This window comes from Rhizobium leguminosarum, assembly GCF_002953715.1.
In the GTDB taxonomy this organism is placed as follows: domain Bacteria; phylum Pseudomonadota; class Alphaproteobacteria; order Rhizobiales; family Rhizobiaceae; genus Rhizobium; species Rhizobium leguminosarum_V.
Genome location: NZ_CP025012.1, coordinates 2,603,603 through 2,618,556, shown reverse-complemented (window position 1 = coordinate 2,618,556; position 14,954 = coordinate 2,603,603). Strand labels below are relative to the sequence as shown.

Genomic DNA, 14,954 nt, shown 5'->3' with positions numbered 1-14,954 from the left:
GCCATTGAAGCATCAATCGGAGCTATCAAATGCCAACAATCCTGGACCCGATCGATCGCCATATTCTGCGTGTGCTTCAGCGTGACGGACGTATTTCGAACGTCGATCTGGCGAAGGAGGTAGGCCTGTCGCCATCACCGTGCCTGCGTCGCGTCCGGTTGCTGGAAGAGGCCGGGATCATCGATCGCTACGTTGCCGTGCTGGACCCTGCAAAGGTCGGGGCGGGGCTGACGGTTTTTGCCCGCGTCTGGTTCAAGACCCAGGACGCCGAGGTCACGCTCCGCTTCGCCGAAGCCGTCAGGCGGTTTCCCGAGGTGATGGAATGCTACCTGACGACGGGAGAATGCGACGCCGTGCTTCGAATCGTCACCACCGATCTGCACAGCTACTGGCGTTTCCAGGCCGATCACCTGACACGCATTCCGAGCGTCCTCAGCGTCAAGACCGACGTGCCGATGGAAACGCTGAAGCGGAGCTACGAACTGCCGTTGCGATAGGCTGCATTCACAGGTGGTCCCTTGTCAGTCAGGCGAGGCCCCGAAGGCGCATTGCTGCTCTCAGTGACCTTCGATCTCCGCCTCGGCCAGATGAAACTGGCAGGTTTCGAGCGCTTCTCGTTTGATCCAGAATCGTATGGCTCCAACGTCCCACCACATGAAGCGTGGGCCATCGGAATCGCTGCGGAGTTGAAGCAAGAGAACCTCATCATCATCGAGGTCTTCTTGTTTCCCTTTCCCGTTCCCGAACATTCGGTGAGACAGGAATCCGTTCAGTTCCACCCGATTGTAAGGATCGCCGACCGCGAGCAATTCCGGTTCCTTTTCGGCGATTCCGGTAAAATCAGAAAGGAGGGTCGTTAGAGATGCACGCAAAGTAAATTCGAGATGCGGGTGCGAGGCATTGTCTCGCTTGCTTTTGCAGCCGGACATTCTGTTCCAAGACGTCTAGAACCTTTCCGCGATCTTCGGGCGAAAGCCTGGTTTCTCTGCCCATGGCAATGAGGTTGTGAGTGAGGGCGACAGCTTGCGCCCTCCAATCGTTGTAGGCTTGCAGCAAAGCGTCGGAGTATTTGCCCTCGTGGTCGAGAACGGTTTCGATTGGCAATATATTCTCGAACCAAGTATTTCTCGCTTCGTTCAAAACCATGACTGCGTCTTCTGCACGGTATGGCAGCCTCTCGGGATTCAGTTCGACTCTTGATTGGTAAAAATCGCGCTGTTCCTCGACGCACAACATTTGGAGGCAATCGTAAGCCAGGCTGTCGATGTCGCGCATCTCGATGTCGGCTCTGGCTTGCGGGGCCTCTTTTCGGGGGGGCTCTGGCGCCTTCGATGTCTTGGGCTTGAACGGATTCATATCTTTCCAGAAATTCCGGATGACATCCGCAATGCCAGCTGGCTTGCGAGATCAGCCGGCTCCCCGCAAATGGCATCCTCGAAAGGCCGAAGCCGAGGATCATCTCGTCCAGAAAATCGCGGAAGATCCCAAACATCGATCACAGTGAACCGAACGGTGCATCTCGGAAAAAGCTCACCTCTGGGGCCGTCCGGATTTCGGTAGCTGCTTGCGTCTGTTTGACCGTAATCCAGATGATCGATCTTCCATCCGGCGTCTTCCGGAGCCGGGCGGCTGGACAGATCCGCCGGATTGTCGGGGTAGTAGAGGACGCGCCAGGCATCCGAACCATATGACTCGAGCGGCTCGTTCGATTGCGACAATGCAAAGAAATAGAGCATGCCGGATTTCGGAAGCGCGCCCCGAGCCTCGATGTCTGGCAGTTCCTCCAGATTGATTTGGGCCAGAAAATCCAACGATGCCGTTGTGCCATCCTCGAAATCGATCGTGGGCCAAACCCAGTCCGGCGGAAGATTCGGTCGTCCTCCTATCTGCGACAGCAGTTCCGTGGTTTCATTCGGCGGCCAGATCCGATCCAGTCTTATGCTTTTAGAACGGTGAGGGCGCATCAGCGCGGCCGCTTAGTCTAACGTAACTACGGGGGATATCCGATTGATCATTGCGTGTTCCAAGTCTGACAGATGGCGCCGGCGGTGCTGCCTCTTCCTCGGAGGCCGCCCCGCGCGTTGCACGCTATCTCACGGATGCCCTAAGAATCGTAAAGGTTGTTGATCCCTCCTCCCGTCACCGAGTGTGGCATGGGGCCGCTTCGAGACTCCATGAGGCGAATGCCTGCCGCTGGCCGAACGCCGTTCCTAACGGACCAGAACTACTCCACCTGGATATGAATATGGTCGTCGTGGCGGGCGGCGCGGCAGCCTTGAAAGCGGACATGTCTGTCGGTGATCCCAAGCGTGTTCTTGAGATGCGGCTCGATGAAGATCTTCTGCAGGCCGAAGCGCGTCACGCCTTCGCTCGTCAACCAGCCGATCGCGGCCGATGTGCGCTGCTCCTCGATCCGATAGGCGGGAAACAGAGGCTGCAGCGCGTCGAAGTCCCAGCGCGTGGTCAGCCAGTCGTTGCGCCCTTCGCATGGCAGTTCGTCGCCGGGGGCGGGTTGCTCGAAGGCGAAATAGCCGATCGGGGAGCGGGTGGCGCCATTCAGGAAGGCACCGTCCACATCCTTGTAATAATAGGCGAAGTCGAGCTTTTTCCCGTCGGCATGCGACAGATGCGGCAGCAGTGGAAAGCCTCTCACGAAGGGGAAATTCGCATCCAGCGCGACCGTGACGGTTCCCGGAAACTCCTTGTCCATGTGGGCGGCAAGCGCCTTTGCGAGATCGCGCACGCCTGGGGTGACGTAGTTGCGGTTTAGCAGGCAATAGATCGGGGAGCGGACCACGAGCCTGTCTTCGGCGCCGGCGACGCAGGAGAGGGGAACCCGCCCGAAGATCGGCGCGGCAAGGCTCGCGGCAAGCGTGGCGCTGCCATAGCAAAGCAGGAAGATTGTAAGCTTTGCCAGAAATCGCCGTAAGCCCCAGGTGCGCGATGCGGCGAGGGCGATGAGATAGGCGATGCCGCCGATCTGCGTCAGCAGCGTCAGGATGAGAACGATCAGGGCGTGGAGAGCATAACGGAACACGGGAGGGGCCTTGGGAGTGCTGTCATTCCCATAGGCGAGGGGATGGTGGCGCGCAAGGCGGATGGCGGCGAGTGCGCGGCTCATTTGCGCGCCCCCAGGAGTACTTTGAATTGACAGGATCAAATATCTGACTAAAGTCAGACAATATGACCTACGATCCTGTCTCTCGTGTCCGTCGCTTCAACCGTGCCGTCACCTCCGAAGTCGGCGCTCTCGATACGTCTTTCCTCGGACGCGGCCGTCCGCTGGGTGCTGCCCGCGTCCTCAATTCGATCGGCCGGGGGCAATCGGATGTTGCGGTGATCCGCGATTATCTCGGTCTCGACTCCGGCTTGATGAGCCGTCTGCTGCGTAGTCTGGAAGAGGAAGGTCTCATCGAGACGGTGTCGAACCCTCAGGACGCGCGTCGGCGCGTTGCCAGGCTGACCGAAACTGGCCGTTCCGAGTTTCAGGCTTATGAAGCGCTTTCCAATGCGCAGGCGAAAGCATTTCTGACGCGCCATCGCCGCCCGGACGAACTGCTGCGCGCCATGGATATCGTCGCTTCCTCACTGAGACGTGAGCAGATCGTGCTCGAGGAGAAAGACCCTCGGCACGAGGACGCCAGCTATTGTCTGAACGAATATTACGGCGAACTTGCACGCCGCTTCGAGAAGGGTTTCGATGTATCGCTTTCTCGCGATCCCGACGCCAAGAATATGATCCGTCCGCACGGTGCATTCCTGGTGGCCATGTCGGATGGCCTGCCGATCGGCTGTGTCGGGCTGAAGGGCAATAGCGGCGAGGTTGGGGAGATCAAAAGGCTCTGGGTCGCCCCGTCCGCGCGTGGCCTTGGGCTCGCAACGCGCCTTATGACCGCCGCCGAGAACATCGCCCGCGAGCTATCCATCAAGCTCCTGCGTCTGGATACGAATAGTGCGCTGCCCGAGGCAACACAGCTTTATCGCGGAACCGGCTGGCGTGAGATCGACCGTTTCAATGACGACCCATACCCGGACACGTTCTTTGAGAAGCGCCTTTAAGCTCCCTTCCTGTGACGAGCACGGGAATGAGGGAGGTAAGGGGGGCGCCGCTGCCCGGCCCTTCGCATGGCTCAGGGCGTTCGGCCCTGCGATCGATTCACTGGATCGATCGCTCCTGCTTCGCAGGACCGGGCCTCACCCCCTGAGGATCAGGCGGCGAAGCGCTCTGCTATCGGGCGGCGGCGCAGGTTAGGCTGCGTTACCGCAGGCGGGTTGTAGGCCGCCTCCAACGGGCCGGTGTCGGTGCCGGGCGGGACGATCGCGTCGATCCCGTCGAGGATTTCGTCCGTCAGGCTCACCCCGGCGCCGGCAAGCAGATCGTCGAAGTGCTCCATCGTGCGTGGGCCGATGATGGCCGAGGTGACAGCGGGATGGGCGATAGCGAAGGCCATCGCCATGTGTGCCAGCGAAAGCCCCGCCTGCTGCGCGAGCGGGATGAGCCGTTCGACCGCGTCCAGCCGTCGCTCATCGTTCATCTGCCTGGGGAAGCGTTTGGCGCGGGCGCTGTCGGGCTGCGGCGCGCCCTTGCGGTATTTGCCGGTGAGCATGCCCATCGCCAGCGGGCTCCACACCATCGCGCCCATTCCGTAACGCTCGCAGGCGGGCAGAACCTCGCGTTCGATACCGCGGTTGAGGATCGAATAGGGCGGCTGCTCGACGCGGAAGCGGGCCAGCCCGCGGCGCTCGGAAACCCATTGCGCCTCGACGATTTCCGAAACGGGAAAGGTCGACGATCCCACCGCCCGCACCTTTCCCGCCCGCATGAGGTCGGTGAGTGCGGATAGCGTCTCCTCGATGTCGGTATCGGGTGCTGGCCGATGGATCAGGTAGAGATCGATATGGTCGGTCTGCAGGCGGCGGAGAGAATCCTCGACCGCGTGAGTCAGCCAGCGGCGTGAATTGCCCTGCCGGTTTGGGTCGTCGCCCATCGGCAGATGAGCCTTGGTGGCGAGCACGACGTCGTCGCGCCGTCCCTTGAGCGCCTTGCCGACAATCTCCTCGGATTCGCCGCGGCTGTAGATATCGGCGGTGTCGATGAAGTTTATGCCGGCATCGAGCGCCTTGTGGATGATCCGGATCGAATCCTCGTGGTCGGGATTGCCGGCGGCGCCGAACATCATCGCGCCGAGGCAATAGGGGCTGACCTTGATGCCGGTTCTTCCAAGCGTGCGGTATTGCATGGTCTGTTCCTTTTATTGGGGAGGCGGACTTCGTGCGCATCGATGTGGCCAACACCGTCGCGCCGTGTTAACTTGCATAAACGGAACCGTATTCCGTTTATATACGGAACGATGTTCCGTTTTGCAAGCGGATGAAAGATGAACGACGAAAGCAAAGAGCAAGGGGACGGCCTGAAGCCCGGGGAAAGGGCGGACAGGCCCGTGCGCGCCGACGCCAAGCGCAATCTCGACGGACTGCTTCAGGCGGCGATGGCGGTATTTGCGACCTCCGGCGTCGACGCCCCGGTGCGTGAGATCGCGGAGAAGGCCGGCGTCGGCATCGGCACCGTTTATCGGCATTTTCCCGAGCGTTCCGACCTCGTCGTCGCCGTCTTCCGCCGCGAAATCGACGCCTGCGCTGACGCTGCGCCGATCCTTGCCGCCGAACACGCGCCGGGCGAAGCGCTGGCCAGATGGATGCTGCGTTTCGTGGATTTCATAGCGGCCAAGCGCGGGCTTGCGGCGGCCCTGCACTCCGGCAACCCAGCCTTCGATGCCTTGCCCGCCTACTTCCAGCAGCGGCTGCAGCCGGCCCTTCGCTCGCTTCTCGACGCCGCCGCTGCCGCCGGCGAGGTGCGCACCGATATCGCCGCCGAGGATCTTTTGAATGCGGCCGCAAGCCTTAGTATGCACGCCTACGCCCAAGGGTCCGAACATGCCCGGCGTATGGTTTCCCTGCTCGTCGACGGGCTGCGCTACGGCGCTGTACAGCGGTGAAGCTCCGACAATGAAACGGGCGGTCGCCCGGCCGGCGCGCGCTTGGCCGGCGACAACCCGGGATCATCAGGTCCGCATCGACAGCTCGATATCCTCTTCGAATGGCGTCGAGAGGTAGCCGGCTGCGGGCGAGCGTACGCGGGCGAGGTAATCCGGGCAGAGGTCGGCATTGTCGGCGACGATGAGGGCGCCCGGCCTCAGGCGGTCTTCCACCAGTTCCAGGATATCGCGATAGAGCGCCTTGGCCCCGTCGAGGAAGAGCAGGTCGATCGTTTTCGGGAGATCCGTGCTCAGGGTCTCAAGGGCATCGCCTTCGCGGATCTCGACGAGGTCGATGAGGCCGCCGGCCGTCAGGTTGGCGCGGGCGCGGACCAGCTTCGACGGCTCGAACTCGCTGGTGATCAGCCGGCCGCCGCCATTGTCGCGCAGCGCGGCTGCGAGATGCAGGGTCGAGATCCCGAAGGATGTGCCGAACTCGACGATCGTTCGTGCGCGGCTGCTTCGCGCCAGCATGTAGAGCAGCGCGCCGGCCTCCCTGGAGACGGGAAGCCAAAGATCCTTCAGGCGCCCGTAAAGGTCGAGATATTCGGTCTTGCTGCCGATCAGGCGCATTCGCTCATCACCTGATAGGGCCGACATTGCCGGGCTCGTCGCCGTGGCGGCCTCTTCGAACAGGCCATTGAGCAGGGGTGCCAGCGGGGCGGTGGTCAGTGTCGTCATGTCATATCTCCTTGGTGACAGCTTCTTGTGTGGAGCAAAAAATACGAGTAATTCGTCGCATCTGCTATTCGCATTGCGGAGCGCTGCCATGACCGATCGTCCAAGGGCCCGGATTTCCTCACGAAAACAGCCCAAGCAGGCTCGCTCGACGGAGCTCGTGGCGGCGATCCTGGATGCGGCTGCTCAGGTTTTGGCGCGGGAAGGCGCCCAGCGCTTCACCACGGCGCGGGTGGCCGAAAGGGCGGGCGTCAGCATCGGATCGCTCTACCAGTATTTCCCCAACAAGGCGGCGATCCTCTTCCGGCTGCAGAGCGACGAATGGCGGCAGACAACGGACATGCTCGGCGGCATCCTCGCCGATGCGCAAAGGCCGCCGCTCGAACGGCTGCGCCGCCTCGTCCATGCCTTCCTCCGCTCGGAGTGCGAGGAGGCGGCGATGCGCGTGGCGCTCCATGACGCAGCACCTCTTTATCGCGATGCACCGGAGGCGCAGGCGGCGAGGGCATCGGGCGACCGCATCGTCGAACTGTTCATGCAGGAAGTGCTGCCTTCTGCGCCGGAGGCGACACGGGTGCTCGCCGGCGACCTGATCACCACGACCCTCGGCACAGTGGGAAAGCAGTTCTCGGAGGCACCCCGGAGCGATGCGGAGATCGAAGCCTATGCCGACGCCATGGCCGATATGTTCTGTGCCTACCTCGAACAGCTTAGGGCTGGCCGGGACGGGGCATGATGTTCCGGCTGCGATCTGTTGGGCCTGGTGCTCCTGGATGCTGGTGTTCCGGGGCGGCGGCGCGAGGGAGCGGTAAGCGAAAGCGCTGCATCCCAGCGCCTGTCATCGCAGAATGCTATGGTGCTTAGATGGAGGGAGAGGGTTCTACTGGTGGTCCAGTTGCTTCGACAGCTCGGCAAAAAGCCCGTCGTGGTTAGTGTTCATCTGGACGAGATCGACGGCGACGGTGATGGCGTGGCGTCCTTCTATGCTGTCGATGTCGAGCTTCCTCTCGCAGCACCATTGCCGAACGGCATCGGTGACGATGGTTATTTCATCATCGTTGAGCGAGATGAGCGACAGGAGCATCTTCGTATCCTCCATGAAGCGGCAAGAGCACCTATGTCTCTCAAGCGGTCGCGTCGATGATCCGATGGCGTTTACTCTACGCTCATTCCGCAGCAATACCACGGCCATTTTGACACGGCTTGGTGACAGCCGAACGATCCCGACAGGCGGCCGTCAGGGCGGCACCTGCCAGGATTGCTTCGACTCGTTTATTTCGCCAGCACGATATGCGTGGCGTGTTCGGTCGCGACATGCTCGCCGACGCGGAAGCCGAGGGCGGGGAGGTCGATGCCTGTGAACATCGCTTCGCCCTTGCCGAGGACGACCGGCGAGATGGCGAAATGCAATTCGTCGATCAGGCCAGCCTGCAGATATTGGCGGACGGTGCTGACGCCGCCACCGATTTTCACGTCCTTGTCGCCGGCCGCAGCCACGGCCTTTTCAAGCGCGTCCTCGATGCCGCCGGTGACGAAGTGAAACGTCGTGCCGCCCTCCATGACGATCGATTCGCGGGGATAATGCGTCAGGATATAGGTCGGCGCGTGATAGGGCGGGTTCGGCCCCCACCAGCCTTTCCAGGCGTCATCCGGCCAATCGCCGCGGATGGGGCCGAACATGTTGCGCCCGAGAATGAAGGCGCCGAAATTGGCCATGCCGCGAGCCGCATAATGCTCATCAACGCCTTCAGAACCGCCATCCTTTCCGATCATCGCGCGGAAGGTGCGGGTGCGGAAAAACCATTCAAACATCTCCGTCCCCCGCTTGCCCAGCGGATCGCTCATGCTTTGCTCCGGCCCGGCGCCGAAACCATCTACGGAAAGGGAAAATGCTGCGACACGCACCTTGGGCATGCTCTCCTCCATGTGATTGCATTATGAAACTAGTTGCGTTGTCGCATAAGTGATCCTATATTGCAACCAGTTTTTCGAAGGAGAATATCGTGGATATCGAAGTGCGGTCGGGTTGCCCGATCAACCTGACGATGGAAGTGCTGGGCGACCGGTGGAGCCTCATCATCATCAGGGACATCATGTTCGGCAACCGCCGCCATTTCCGTGATCTTCTGACCCATTCGGAGGAGGGGATCGCCTCCAATATTCTCGCCGCCAGGCTGAAGCGTCTGCTTTCGCTCGGGTTCATCAGCAAGCGGGACGATCCGAGCCACAGTCAGAAAGCGATCTACAGCCTCCTGGAGCCAGCGATTCAGCTCGTTCCCGTCTTCGCCATGATCGGCGCCTGGGGGCGACGCCATCTACCGGTCAGCGAGGAGCTGAGCATCCGCGCGCAGCTTCTCGAAGAAGGCGGGCCGCCGCTTTGGGACGAATTCATGGACGATCTCCGGCAGATCCACATCGTCGATCCGATCGGCGGCGCCAACGGCACATGCACCTCGCCCGTACTGGCGAAGCTGACGGCGGCGTTCCTAGAGGTTCGCGCGAGATCACTGTCGCAGGCATCCTGAATATACAGGAAAGTAGTCGGCCCGATCAGCCTCCGGCACCCTGGTATTTGCTGGTGGCGTACCGCCAATAAGCGATTGCTATCAACACCCAAATCGGGCCGGCCACAAGGGATACGGCCCCGGCCCAGTCCCCGAGGATCGGGATGGGCTTGCCGAGCAGGGCGCCGACAGGGACCGAACTGGTAAGGGCGAGCGGGACCGCGGTGATGAGGATGGTCTGGATGCCGCCGGGGAAAATGTTGAGCGGGTAGCGCGTCAATTCCCAAAAGCCGAAGAAGATCGAGAACAGATGGTTGGAGCGTACCCAGATCAGCGCCGTGGCGCCGATCATGGTGATGAGCGCAGCGGTCAGCAACGTCGCGCTGATGAGCGCGGCAACGAGGAACGAGGCGGACCAGACCGACCAGGCGAAGTCGACGGACAGAACGGCCCAGCCCATCAGCGCCACCGCGAGGATGACGTGGCCGGTATAGCCGATATTGAGGCCGGAAAAGACCAGATAGGCCCAGGGGCTGAATGGCTTGACCAACAGTGTGTCGAAAGTGCCGAGCCGCACCAGTTCTTCGAGGTCGCGCAATTGCACGAAACTCATCGCGGCGCCGAGCGAATAAGCCAGCAGCTGGAAGCTGAACAACAGCGCAAGCTCCGGCCAGGTCCAGCCTCCGAGCGTGTCGAAGCGGGCGAGCAGGATGCCGATGGTGGCGAAGACGCTGCCATAGGAAAGGATCTGCGCAAGACGATCGAGCCAGAAGGCGCCGCGATATTCCATCTGGGAGCGGACATGCATCCGGACCAGCAGCGGAAGGACGCGCAGGTGATGAATGAGCACGATCAACCTCCCTGCACGGTGATGCGGACGGAGGCTCGGCGCCACAGCCAGAGGACGCCGGTAAGGAACAACGCGGCCCAGGCAAGGCCCAGGCCGAGATGGAGCCAGGCATCGGCGGTGGAAAGCCTGCCGAGATAGACGGCATTGGGATAATAGACCACCCAGGCGAAGGGCAGGTGGCGGGCAATCGTTGCCAGGGGTTCGGGGAAGAACCAGAACGGTATCAGCAGGCCCGAGAACAATTGCAGCAGGGCGCCCAGGATCCAGTCCAGCGAGAAGCTCGTCATCAGCCAGAAGGCGACGAGGCCGAAGAGCGCCGACATCAGGAACAGCAGGGTAAAGGACAGCGCCCAGAAGGCGATGAACATCAGGCCATCGAATAGGCTTGCCGGCGGCAGCATGCCGTAAAACAATGCGGTGAAGGCGACGGTCGGAATGACCTGGGTCATCAGGCGATAGCCGAAGCTGCCGCATTCGTTGGCGAAGAGATAGAGCGGATAGGATAAGGGCTTAAGCAGCCAAACCGCGATATCGCCTGTCTTGAGCGACCGGCCGATCTCGCCGATGATCCTTTCGGGGCGGGTTGCGCCCATCACCGCACCGCCGAGCAGCGCATAGGTCACCATCTGCTGCAGGGAGACCCCGTCGACCACGATTGCGCCGACGCCGGCATAGGCCGCCTGCCAGATGGCGACACGCGCGAAAACCTGCACGAGTTTGCCGAAGATATTGGCCCATACTTCGTTGCGGTAGGCGAGTTGCGAATGGAAGGAACTGCGCGCGAAGGCGAAATAGGCGCTCATGATGCCCGGGCCTTGGCATTGCTACGCTGGTCGGCGTTGCGGCGCTGGTAGAAGGTGCGGATGACCTCTTCGATGTCGGGCTCGTGCAGTGCCACGTCCTTGAGGTCGCGCCCACTGCCGACCTCCGACAGGATTGCGACCAGCGAGATGTCTTCACGCTCGATGAGATAGTTCTTGCGCAAGCCCTCGTCGCTGACGAGGGCGGCGGTACGCAACGGCAGCGGTCCAGGGTCACTGGCAAATTCGAGTGTCAGCCGCCGGGCAGAGCCCAATGCCGCGCGCAGGCTCTTCAACTCGCCGTCGAATATGAGCCTGCTGTGATCGACCATGATCAGCCGAGGGCAGATGGTCTCGATGTCCTGCAGGTCATGGGTGGTGAGGATGATGGTGACGCCGCGCTCGCGGTTGATTTCGGCGAGAAAGCGCCGAACCGCATCCTTGGCGACCACATCAAGACCGATGGTCGGTTCGTCCAGAAAGAGGATCTTGGGATCGTGCAGCAGCGACATGACGATCTCGGCGCGCATGCGCTGACCGAGGCTGAGTTGGCGCACCGCGCGGTCGAGAAAGGGCGTCAAATCAAGCAATTCGCTGAATCGCCGGAGATTATCCGCATAACGCGCGACGGGGATATCATAGATGCGCTGGTGCAAGGTAAAACTGTCGACCAGCGGCAGGTCCCACCACAGCTGGCTGCGCTGGCCAAAAACAACGCCGATCTCGCGCGCATTGTCCATCCGTTTCAGATGCGGCGTCCGGCCGAGCACGGAGAGCGTGCCGGCACTCGGCACCAGAATGCCGGTCATCATCTTGATCATCGTGGATTTTCCGGCGCCATTGGGGCCGAGATAGCCGACGGCCTCGCCCGTCGCGATGTCGAAACCGATGTCGGAAACGGCCTGAACCTCGGTGTATTCGCTGGTCACCAGCGTCTTCAAAGCGCCCAGCAGGCCCGGAAATCGCTTGTGCTGCCGGAAGCGTTTGCTGACGCCCCGTGCCTCGATCAAAGCCGTCATGTGTATTTCCTCGAGGGTAATTCCAGCCGATTCGGCAGCAATACCCAGGCTAACGCGGGGCTTGGCCAGTTCAAGCAAAAGTCGCTTTTTTGGCGTTACTCAATCGAACCTAGCCTTTTGCGTTGACAGCCATGATCAATCGATTCCTGTTAGGATCATGAGGATTCTCGCAATATCCGGCAGCGCCCGGCTCAATTCCACCAACACGGCTATGCTGCGGGCGATCCGTGCCATAGCGCCCAGCGATATCGAGGTTTCGATCTTCGACGGCGTGGGGCGGTTGCCGGTATTCTCGCCTGACCTCGAGGGAGAATCTTTGCCGGCGGCGGTGCGGGATTTCATCGATGCGATCGCCAAGAGCGACGGGGTGATCATTGCCAGCCCGGAATATGTGCGATCCATTCCTGGCGGCCTCAAGAATGCGATCGACTGGCTCGTATCGGGAGATGAGATCGTCCACAAGCCGATTGCCCTGCTGCACGCATCGCATCGGGGCGACGACATGCTGGCCGGTCTTCGCACCGTTCTTGCGACTATCTCCGACCGGTTCGCGGTCGATATCTTCCTCCGGCTTCCTGTGATGAAGCTGGAACCAGCTGATGTGTTCAGGACCGTCGAAACAGCGGAGAACTGCTCCAAGGTGCAAGCCTATCTTCAGGCGTTCTCGGCCTATTGCATGGCAGGCAGCGAGAGCGTCTGAGTTTCGCGCTCCCTCATCGCAGCTCCATCAGGAGACCGCTCTCGAAGGCCGCTTTTTCATGAAGCGTGTGCAGAATGACGAGCGGGGCTGCGAGCAGTGCGGCGAGGATGAAGGCGGAGAGGAAGTGTCTCGTCAGGAGACGGAGGATAGGTCGGATCATCTTGATCTCCAGCTGCCGCGAATATTCCTTGTGCTGGACTTCAACAATTGCAGCAGCATGACCGGCTGCCTTGCAAGCTCCGCAATGCTGCCGCAACTCTTGTGGCACACAGAGGGGGTGAGCGAGACAATGGACGGGCGATGCGGATACTGCTGATAGAGGATGAGAGGGAGCTGGCCGAGGCGCTGTCGGCCGCACTCGGCAAACACGGGATCGTCACCGATCACACGATGCAACTGGCAGACGCCGTCGAGTTGACGCGGCAGAATGGCTACGATGCGATCCTGCTCGACCGCCGCCTGCCTGACGGGGAGGGGCTAAGCTTCATTCCGGAGCTCAGGCGGACGGGCAAGGATACGCCGATCATCGTGCTGACGGCGCGCAACGAACCGAAGGAGCGGATCGAAGGCCTCGACCTCGGGGCCGACGACTATCTCGGCAAGCCGTTCCTGGTGGAGGAACTGATGGCGCGGCTCAGGGCCGTGCTGCGGCGATCGCCTGAACTGGCCGAACTCAAGATCACGGCCGGACGGATGGTGATCGACCCGCTGCATCTGAGTGTCACCGTCGATGCCGTGCCGCTGGACCTGCCCCGACGCGAACTTCTGGTGCTGGCGGCACTTGCAAGGCGCAAGGAGAAGACCGTGCTGCGTTCGACGCTGGAGGCGGCGGTTTATAACTACGAGGAGGAAATCCAGTCGAATGCGCTCGACGCGCATATTTCGCGGTTGCGCAAGCGGCTGATCGATGCCGGCGCCGGTGTTGCGATCCACAATATCCGCGGCGTCGGTTATCTCATGAAGGAAGAATGATGGCCAAGACGCAATACGCCAATCCATCGCTTTGGTGGCGGCTCAGCTGGCAGCTCAGCATTGTCTTCGTCGCCGTGGTGGCGGCGGTGATCTTCGGCCTCTGCGTTTATGGCGCCACGATCCTCTCTCCCAATGTCGCGCTGGAGGATCATATCACCGCGGTACTGGCCCGGTCCGTCGCGCTCGATGCGCAGGGCCAGCTTGAAATACGCGATACGCCAGAGCTGGCGTCGCTCAAGGAGCAGTATGACGGGCTTTGGTATGTCGCCGCCACGACGAACGGTTCTTCCGTATCCTATGGCGCGATCCCTGCAGCCTATGGCGAAATTGCGCATCTCGCCCATTTGTTCCAGGGCGCAGATATCAGGGGATCGGTCGGCACGAACGAGATCGCGTCCGTTGAAAACGTGGAGACTGCCATAGGCGAGCTCCGAGTTCTGTTTGGCGGCGTCGCTGACAAGGGTTGGCCCGTTCTTGTCCTTATGGGCGCCGTCTATCCGATCTATGTCTCGCTGCTCACCGTTGCCTTGCCGGCAATTTTCCTTGCCGTTCCGCGAATTGTCAGGCGTGCCCTGGCCAGTGTCAGCGAGGTTGCCCGCAAGGCATCGGAGATCGAACCTCGCCGCTACGATGCACGCCTGCCTCTGGACGGTATCCCCAAGGAGGTGGCCCCGCTGGTGATTGCCTTCAACGAGGCGCTTGACCGGCTGGAAAATGAATTCCGCAAACGGCAACACTTCCTGATCGATGCGGCGCATGAACTCAGGACGCCGATTGCGATCATGCAGACGCGGATCGACGGAACACCCGAGGGCCAGGACCGAAGACGATTGCTCGATGACGTCGCGCGCCTCGCCGAAACTGCCGAACAACTGCTCGATTTCGAGCGCAATAATCAGGCGATCGATCTGCACGAAACGATCGATCTCGTCGAAGTCGCCCGAACGGTCGTTGCCGATCTCGCGCCGCTGGCGATTGCCGACGGCTATCAAATCTCGTTTCTAAGCGAGGCGGAGAGCCTTGAGCGCCGGGGCAGCCCTTCGGCGCTGCCGCGGGCGGTAAGCAACTTGGTGCGCAACGCCATCGACCACGGCGGCAACAGGGGGATGATCACGGTTTCGGTATCGCGCGCACCTTCCGGCGGCGGCCGGCTCAGTGTTGCCGACGAAGGGCCGGGTATTCCGGCCGAACATCGGGAGCTGGTTTTCGAGCCTTTCTATCGCGTCACCCCGAAGAGCAGGGGCGCCGGTCTCGGCCTCAGCCTTGTCAAGCAGGTCGCCGCAAACCATGGCGGCGAGGTCAGTATCGAGAGCAATGCTGCCGGGACGCGGGTGACGATCGAACTCGCATAAGGTCGGGACTGCTGATCAGCATCCACCTGGGTCTGACCAGGAAA

Annotated in this window: 20 protein-coding genes; 8 read left to right on the top strand and 12 right to left on the bottom strand. The window is 61.4% G+C overall.

All coding sequences use genetic code 11. The features are described from left to right. Window positions 1–29 precede the first annotated feature (29 nt). Window positions 30–497, top strand: a complete 468-nt coding sequence (locus CUJ84_RS13255; RefSeq protein ID WP_105006549.1) for an Lrp/AsnC family transcriptional regulator — start codon at window positions 30–32, stop codon at window positions 495–497. Between the two features lie 60 nt (window positions 498–557). Here the strand turns inward: CUJ84_RS13255 and CUJ84_RS38765 are convergent, their stop codons facing one another. From CUJ84_RS38765 to CUJ84_RS13245, 4 genes are all read right to left on the bottom strand, one after another. Next, window positions 558–749: a DUF1963 domain-containing protein gene (locus CUJ84_RS38765; protein WP_245457559.1), complete on the bottom strand. Its 192-nt coding sequence runs from the start codon at window positions 747–749 to the stop codon at window positions 558–560. A 91-nt stretch (window positions 750–840) separates the two neighbouring features. Next, a complete protein-coding gene (locus CUJ84_RS38760) occupies window positions 841–1,356 on the bottom strand; it encodes a hypothetical protein (RefSeq protein WP_245457474.1) in 516 nt (171 codons plus the stop codon). Continuing rightward, a complete protein-coding gene (locus tag CUJ84_RS38755; RefSeq protein WP_245457473.1) occupies window positions 1,353–1,964 on the bottom strand; it encodes a DUF1963 domain-containing protein in 612 nt (203 codons plus the stop codon). The genes CUJ84_RS38760 and CUJ84_RS38755 overlap by 4 nt, the downstream gene beginning before the upstream one ends. A gap of 260 nt (window positions 1,965–2,224) precedes the next feature. Further along, window positions 2,225–3,121, bottom strand: coding sequence for a hypothetical protein (locus tag CUJ84_RS13245; RefSeq protein WP_105006548.1), 897 nt, complete (start codon window positions 3,119–3,121; stop codon window positions 2,225–2,227). Window positions 3,122–3,183: 62 nt separating this feature from the next. Between CUJ84_RS13245 and CUJ84_RS13240 the strand changes: the two genes are divergently transcribed. Further along, a complete protein-coding gene (locus CUJ84_RS13240; protein WP_105006547.1) occupies window positions 3,184–4,059 on the top strand; it encodes a bifunctional helix-turn-helix transcriptional regulator/GNAT family N-acetyltransferase in 876 nt (291 codons plus the stop codon). A gap of 149 nt (window positions 4,060–4,208) precedes the next feature. Here CUJ84_RS13240 and CUJ84_RS13235 read toward each other — a convergent pair whose 3' ends face one another. After that, the gene (locus CUJ84_RS13235; protein ID WP_105006546.1) at window positions 4,209–5,240 is read right to left on the bottom strand and encodes an aldo/keto reductase; all 1,032 of its coding nucleotides are present in this window, start codon (window positions 5,238–5,240) and stop codon (window positions 4,209–4,211) included. 138 nt (window positions 5,241–5,378) lie between these two features. Between CUJ84_RS13235 and CUJ84_RS13230 the strand changes: the two genes are divergently transcribed. Then, window positions 5,379–5,996, top strand: a complete 618-nt coding sequence (locus tag CUJ84_RS13230; RefSeq protein ID WP_105006545.1) for a TetR/AcrR family transcriptional regulator — start codon at window positions 5,379–5,381, stop codon at window positions 5,994–5,996. Between the two features lie 66 nt (window positions 5,997–6,062). Here CUJ84_RS13230 and CUJ84_RS13225 read toward each other — a convergent pair whose 3' ends face one another. Continuing rightward, window positions 6,063–6,716, bottom strand: coding sequence for an O-methyltransferase (locus CUJ84_RS13225; RefSeq protein WP_105006544.1), 654 nt, complete (start codon window positions 6,714–6,716; stop codon window positions 6,063–6,065). Window positions 6,717–6,804: 88 nt separating this feature from the next. Here CUJ84_RS13225 and CUJ84_RS13220 point away from each other — a divergent pair, with 88 nt between their 5' ends. Beyond that, window positions 6,805–7,449, top strand: coding sequence for a TetR family transcriptional regulator (locus CUJ84_RS13220; RefSeq protein WP_105006543.1), 645 nt, complete (start codon window positions 6,805–6,807; stop codon window positions 7,447–7,449). 144 nt (window positions 7,450–7,593) lie between these two features. Here the strand turns inward: CUJ84_RS13220 and CUJ84_RS13215 are convergent, their stop codons facing one another. Further along, window positions 7,594–7,797 (bottom strand): hypothetical protein, encoded by a 204-nt coding sequence (locus CUJ84_RS13215; protein ID WP_026157402.1) that lies wholly within the window; start codon window positions 7,795–7,797, stop codon window positions 7,594–7,596. Window positions 7,798–7,985: 188 nt separating this feature from the next. Then, a complete protein-coding gene (locus CUJ84_RS13210; protein ID WP_105008184.1) occupies window positions 7,986–8,627 on the bottom strand; it encodes a dihydrofolate reductase family protein in 642 nt (213 codons plus the stop codon). Window positions 8,628–8,716: 89 nt separating this feature from the next. Here CUJ84_RS13210 and CUJ84_RS13205 point away from each other — a divergent pair, with 89 nt between their 5' ends. After that, a complete protein-coding gene (locus CUJ84_RS13205) occupies window positions 8,717–9,238 on the top strand; it encodes a winged helix-turn-helix transcriptional regulator (protein WP_105006542.1) in 522 nt (173 codons plus the stop codon). 25 nt (window positions 9,239–9,263) lie between these two features. Here the strand turns inward: CUJ84_RS13205 and CUJ84_RS13200 are convergent, their stop codons facing one another. From CUJ84_RS13200 to CUJ84_RS13190, 3 genes are read right to left on the bottom strand one after another with little or no spacing between them, the layout of a single operon-like run. Then, window positions 9,264–10,067 (bottom strand): ABC transporter permease, encoded by an 804-nt coding sequence (locus CUJ84_RS13200; protein WP_105006541.1) that lies wholly within the window; start codon window positions 10,065–10,067, stop codon window positions 9,264–9,266. 2 nt (window positions 10,068–10,069) lie between these two features. After that, window positions 10,070–10,870, bottom strand: a complete 801-nt coding sequence (locus CUJ84_RS13195; RefSeq protein WP_105006540.1) for an ABC transporter permease — start codon at window positions 10,868–10,870, stop codon at window positions 10,070–10,072. After that, window positions 10,867–11,886: an ABC transporter ATP-binding protein gene (locus tag CUJ84_RS13190; protein WP_105006539.1), complete on the bottom strand. Its 1,020-nt coding sequence runs from the start codon at window positions 11,884–11,886 to the stop codon at window positions 10,867–10,869. The genes CUJ84_RS13195 and CUJ84_RS13190 overlap by 4 nt, the downstream gene beginning before the upstream one ends. A gap of 157 nt (window positions 11,887–12,043) precedes the next feature. Here CUJ84_RS13190 and CUJ84_RS13185 point away from each other — a divergent pair, with 157 nt between their 5' ends. Continuing rightward, complete coding sequence (locus CUJ84_RS13185; protein WP_105006538.1) at window positions 12,044–12,586, top strand: NADPH-dependent FMN reductase; 543 nt, start codon at window positions 12,044–12,046, stop codon at window positions 12,584–12,586. A 13-nt stretch (window positions 12,587–12,599) separates the two neighbouring features. On the opposite strand, the gene CUJ84_RS38305 is transcribed toward CUJ84_RS13185, so the two are convergent. Then, complete coding sequence (locus tag CUJ84_RS38305) at window positions 12,600–12,746, bottom strand: hypothetical protein (RefSeq protein ID WP_196237525.1); 147 nt, start codon at window positions 12,744–12,746, stop codon at window positions 12,600–12,602. Window positions 12,747–12,886: 140 nt separating this feature from the next. On the opposite strand from CUJ84_RS38305, the gene CUJ84_RS13180 reads away from it, so the two are divergent. Next, a complete protein-coding gene (locus CUJ84_RS13180) occupies window positions 12,887–13,558 on the top strand; it encodes a response regulator transcription factor (RefSeq protein WP_105006537.1) in 672 nt (223 codons plus the stop codon). Next, the gene (locus CUJ84_RS13175; RefSeq protein ID WP_105006536.1) at window positions 13,555–14,910 is read left to right on the top strand and encodes a sensor histidine kinase; all 1,356 of its coding nucleotides are present in this window, start codon (window positions 13,555–13,557) and stop codon (window positions 14,908–14,910) included. Before CUJ84_RS13180 ends, CUJ84_RS13175 begins: the two co-directional genes overlap by 4 nt. Window positions 14,911–14,954: the final 44 nt, after the last annotated feature.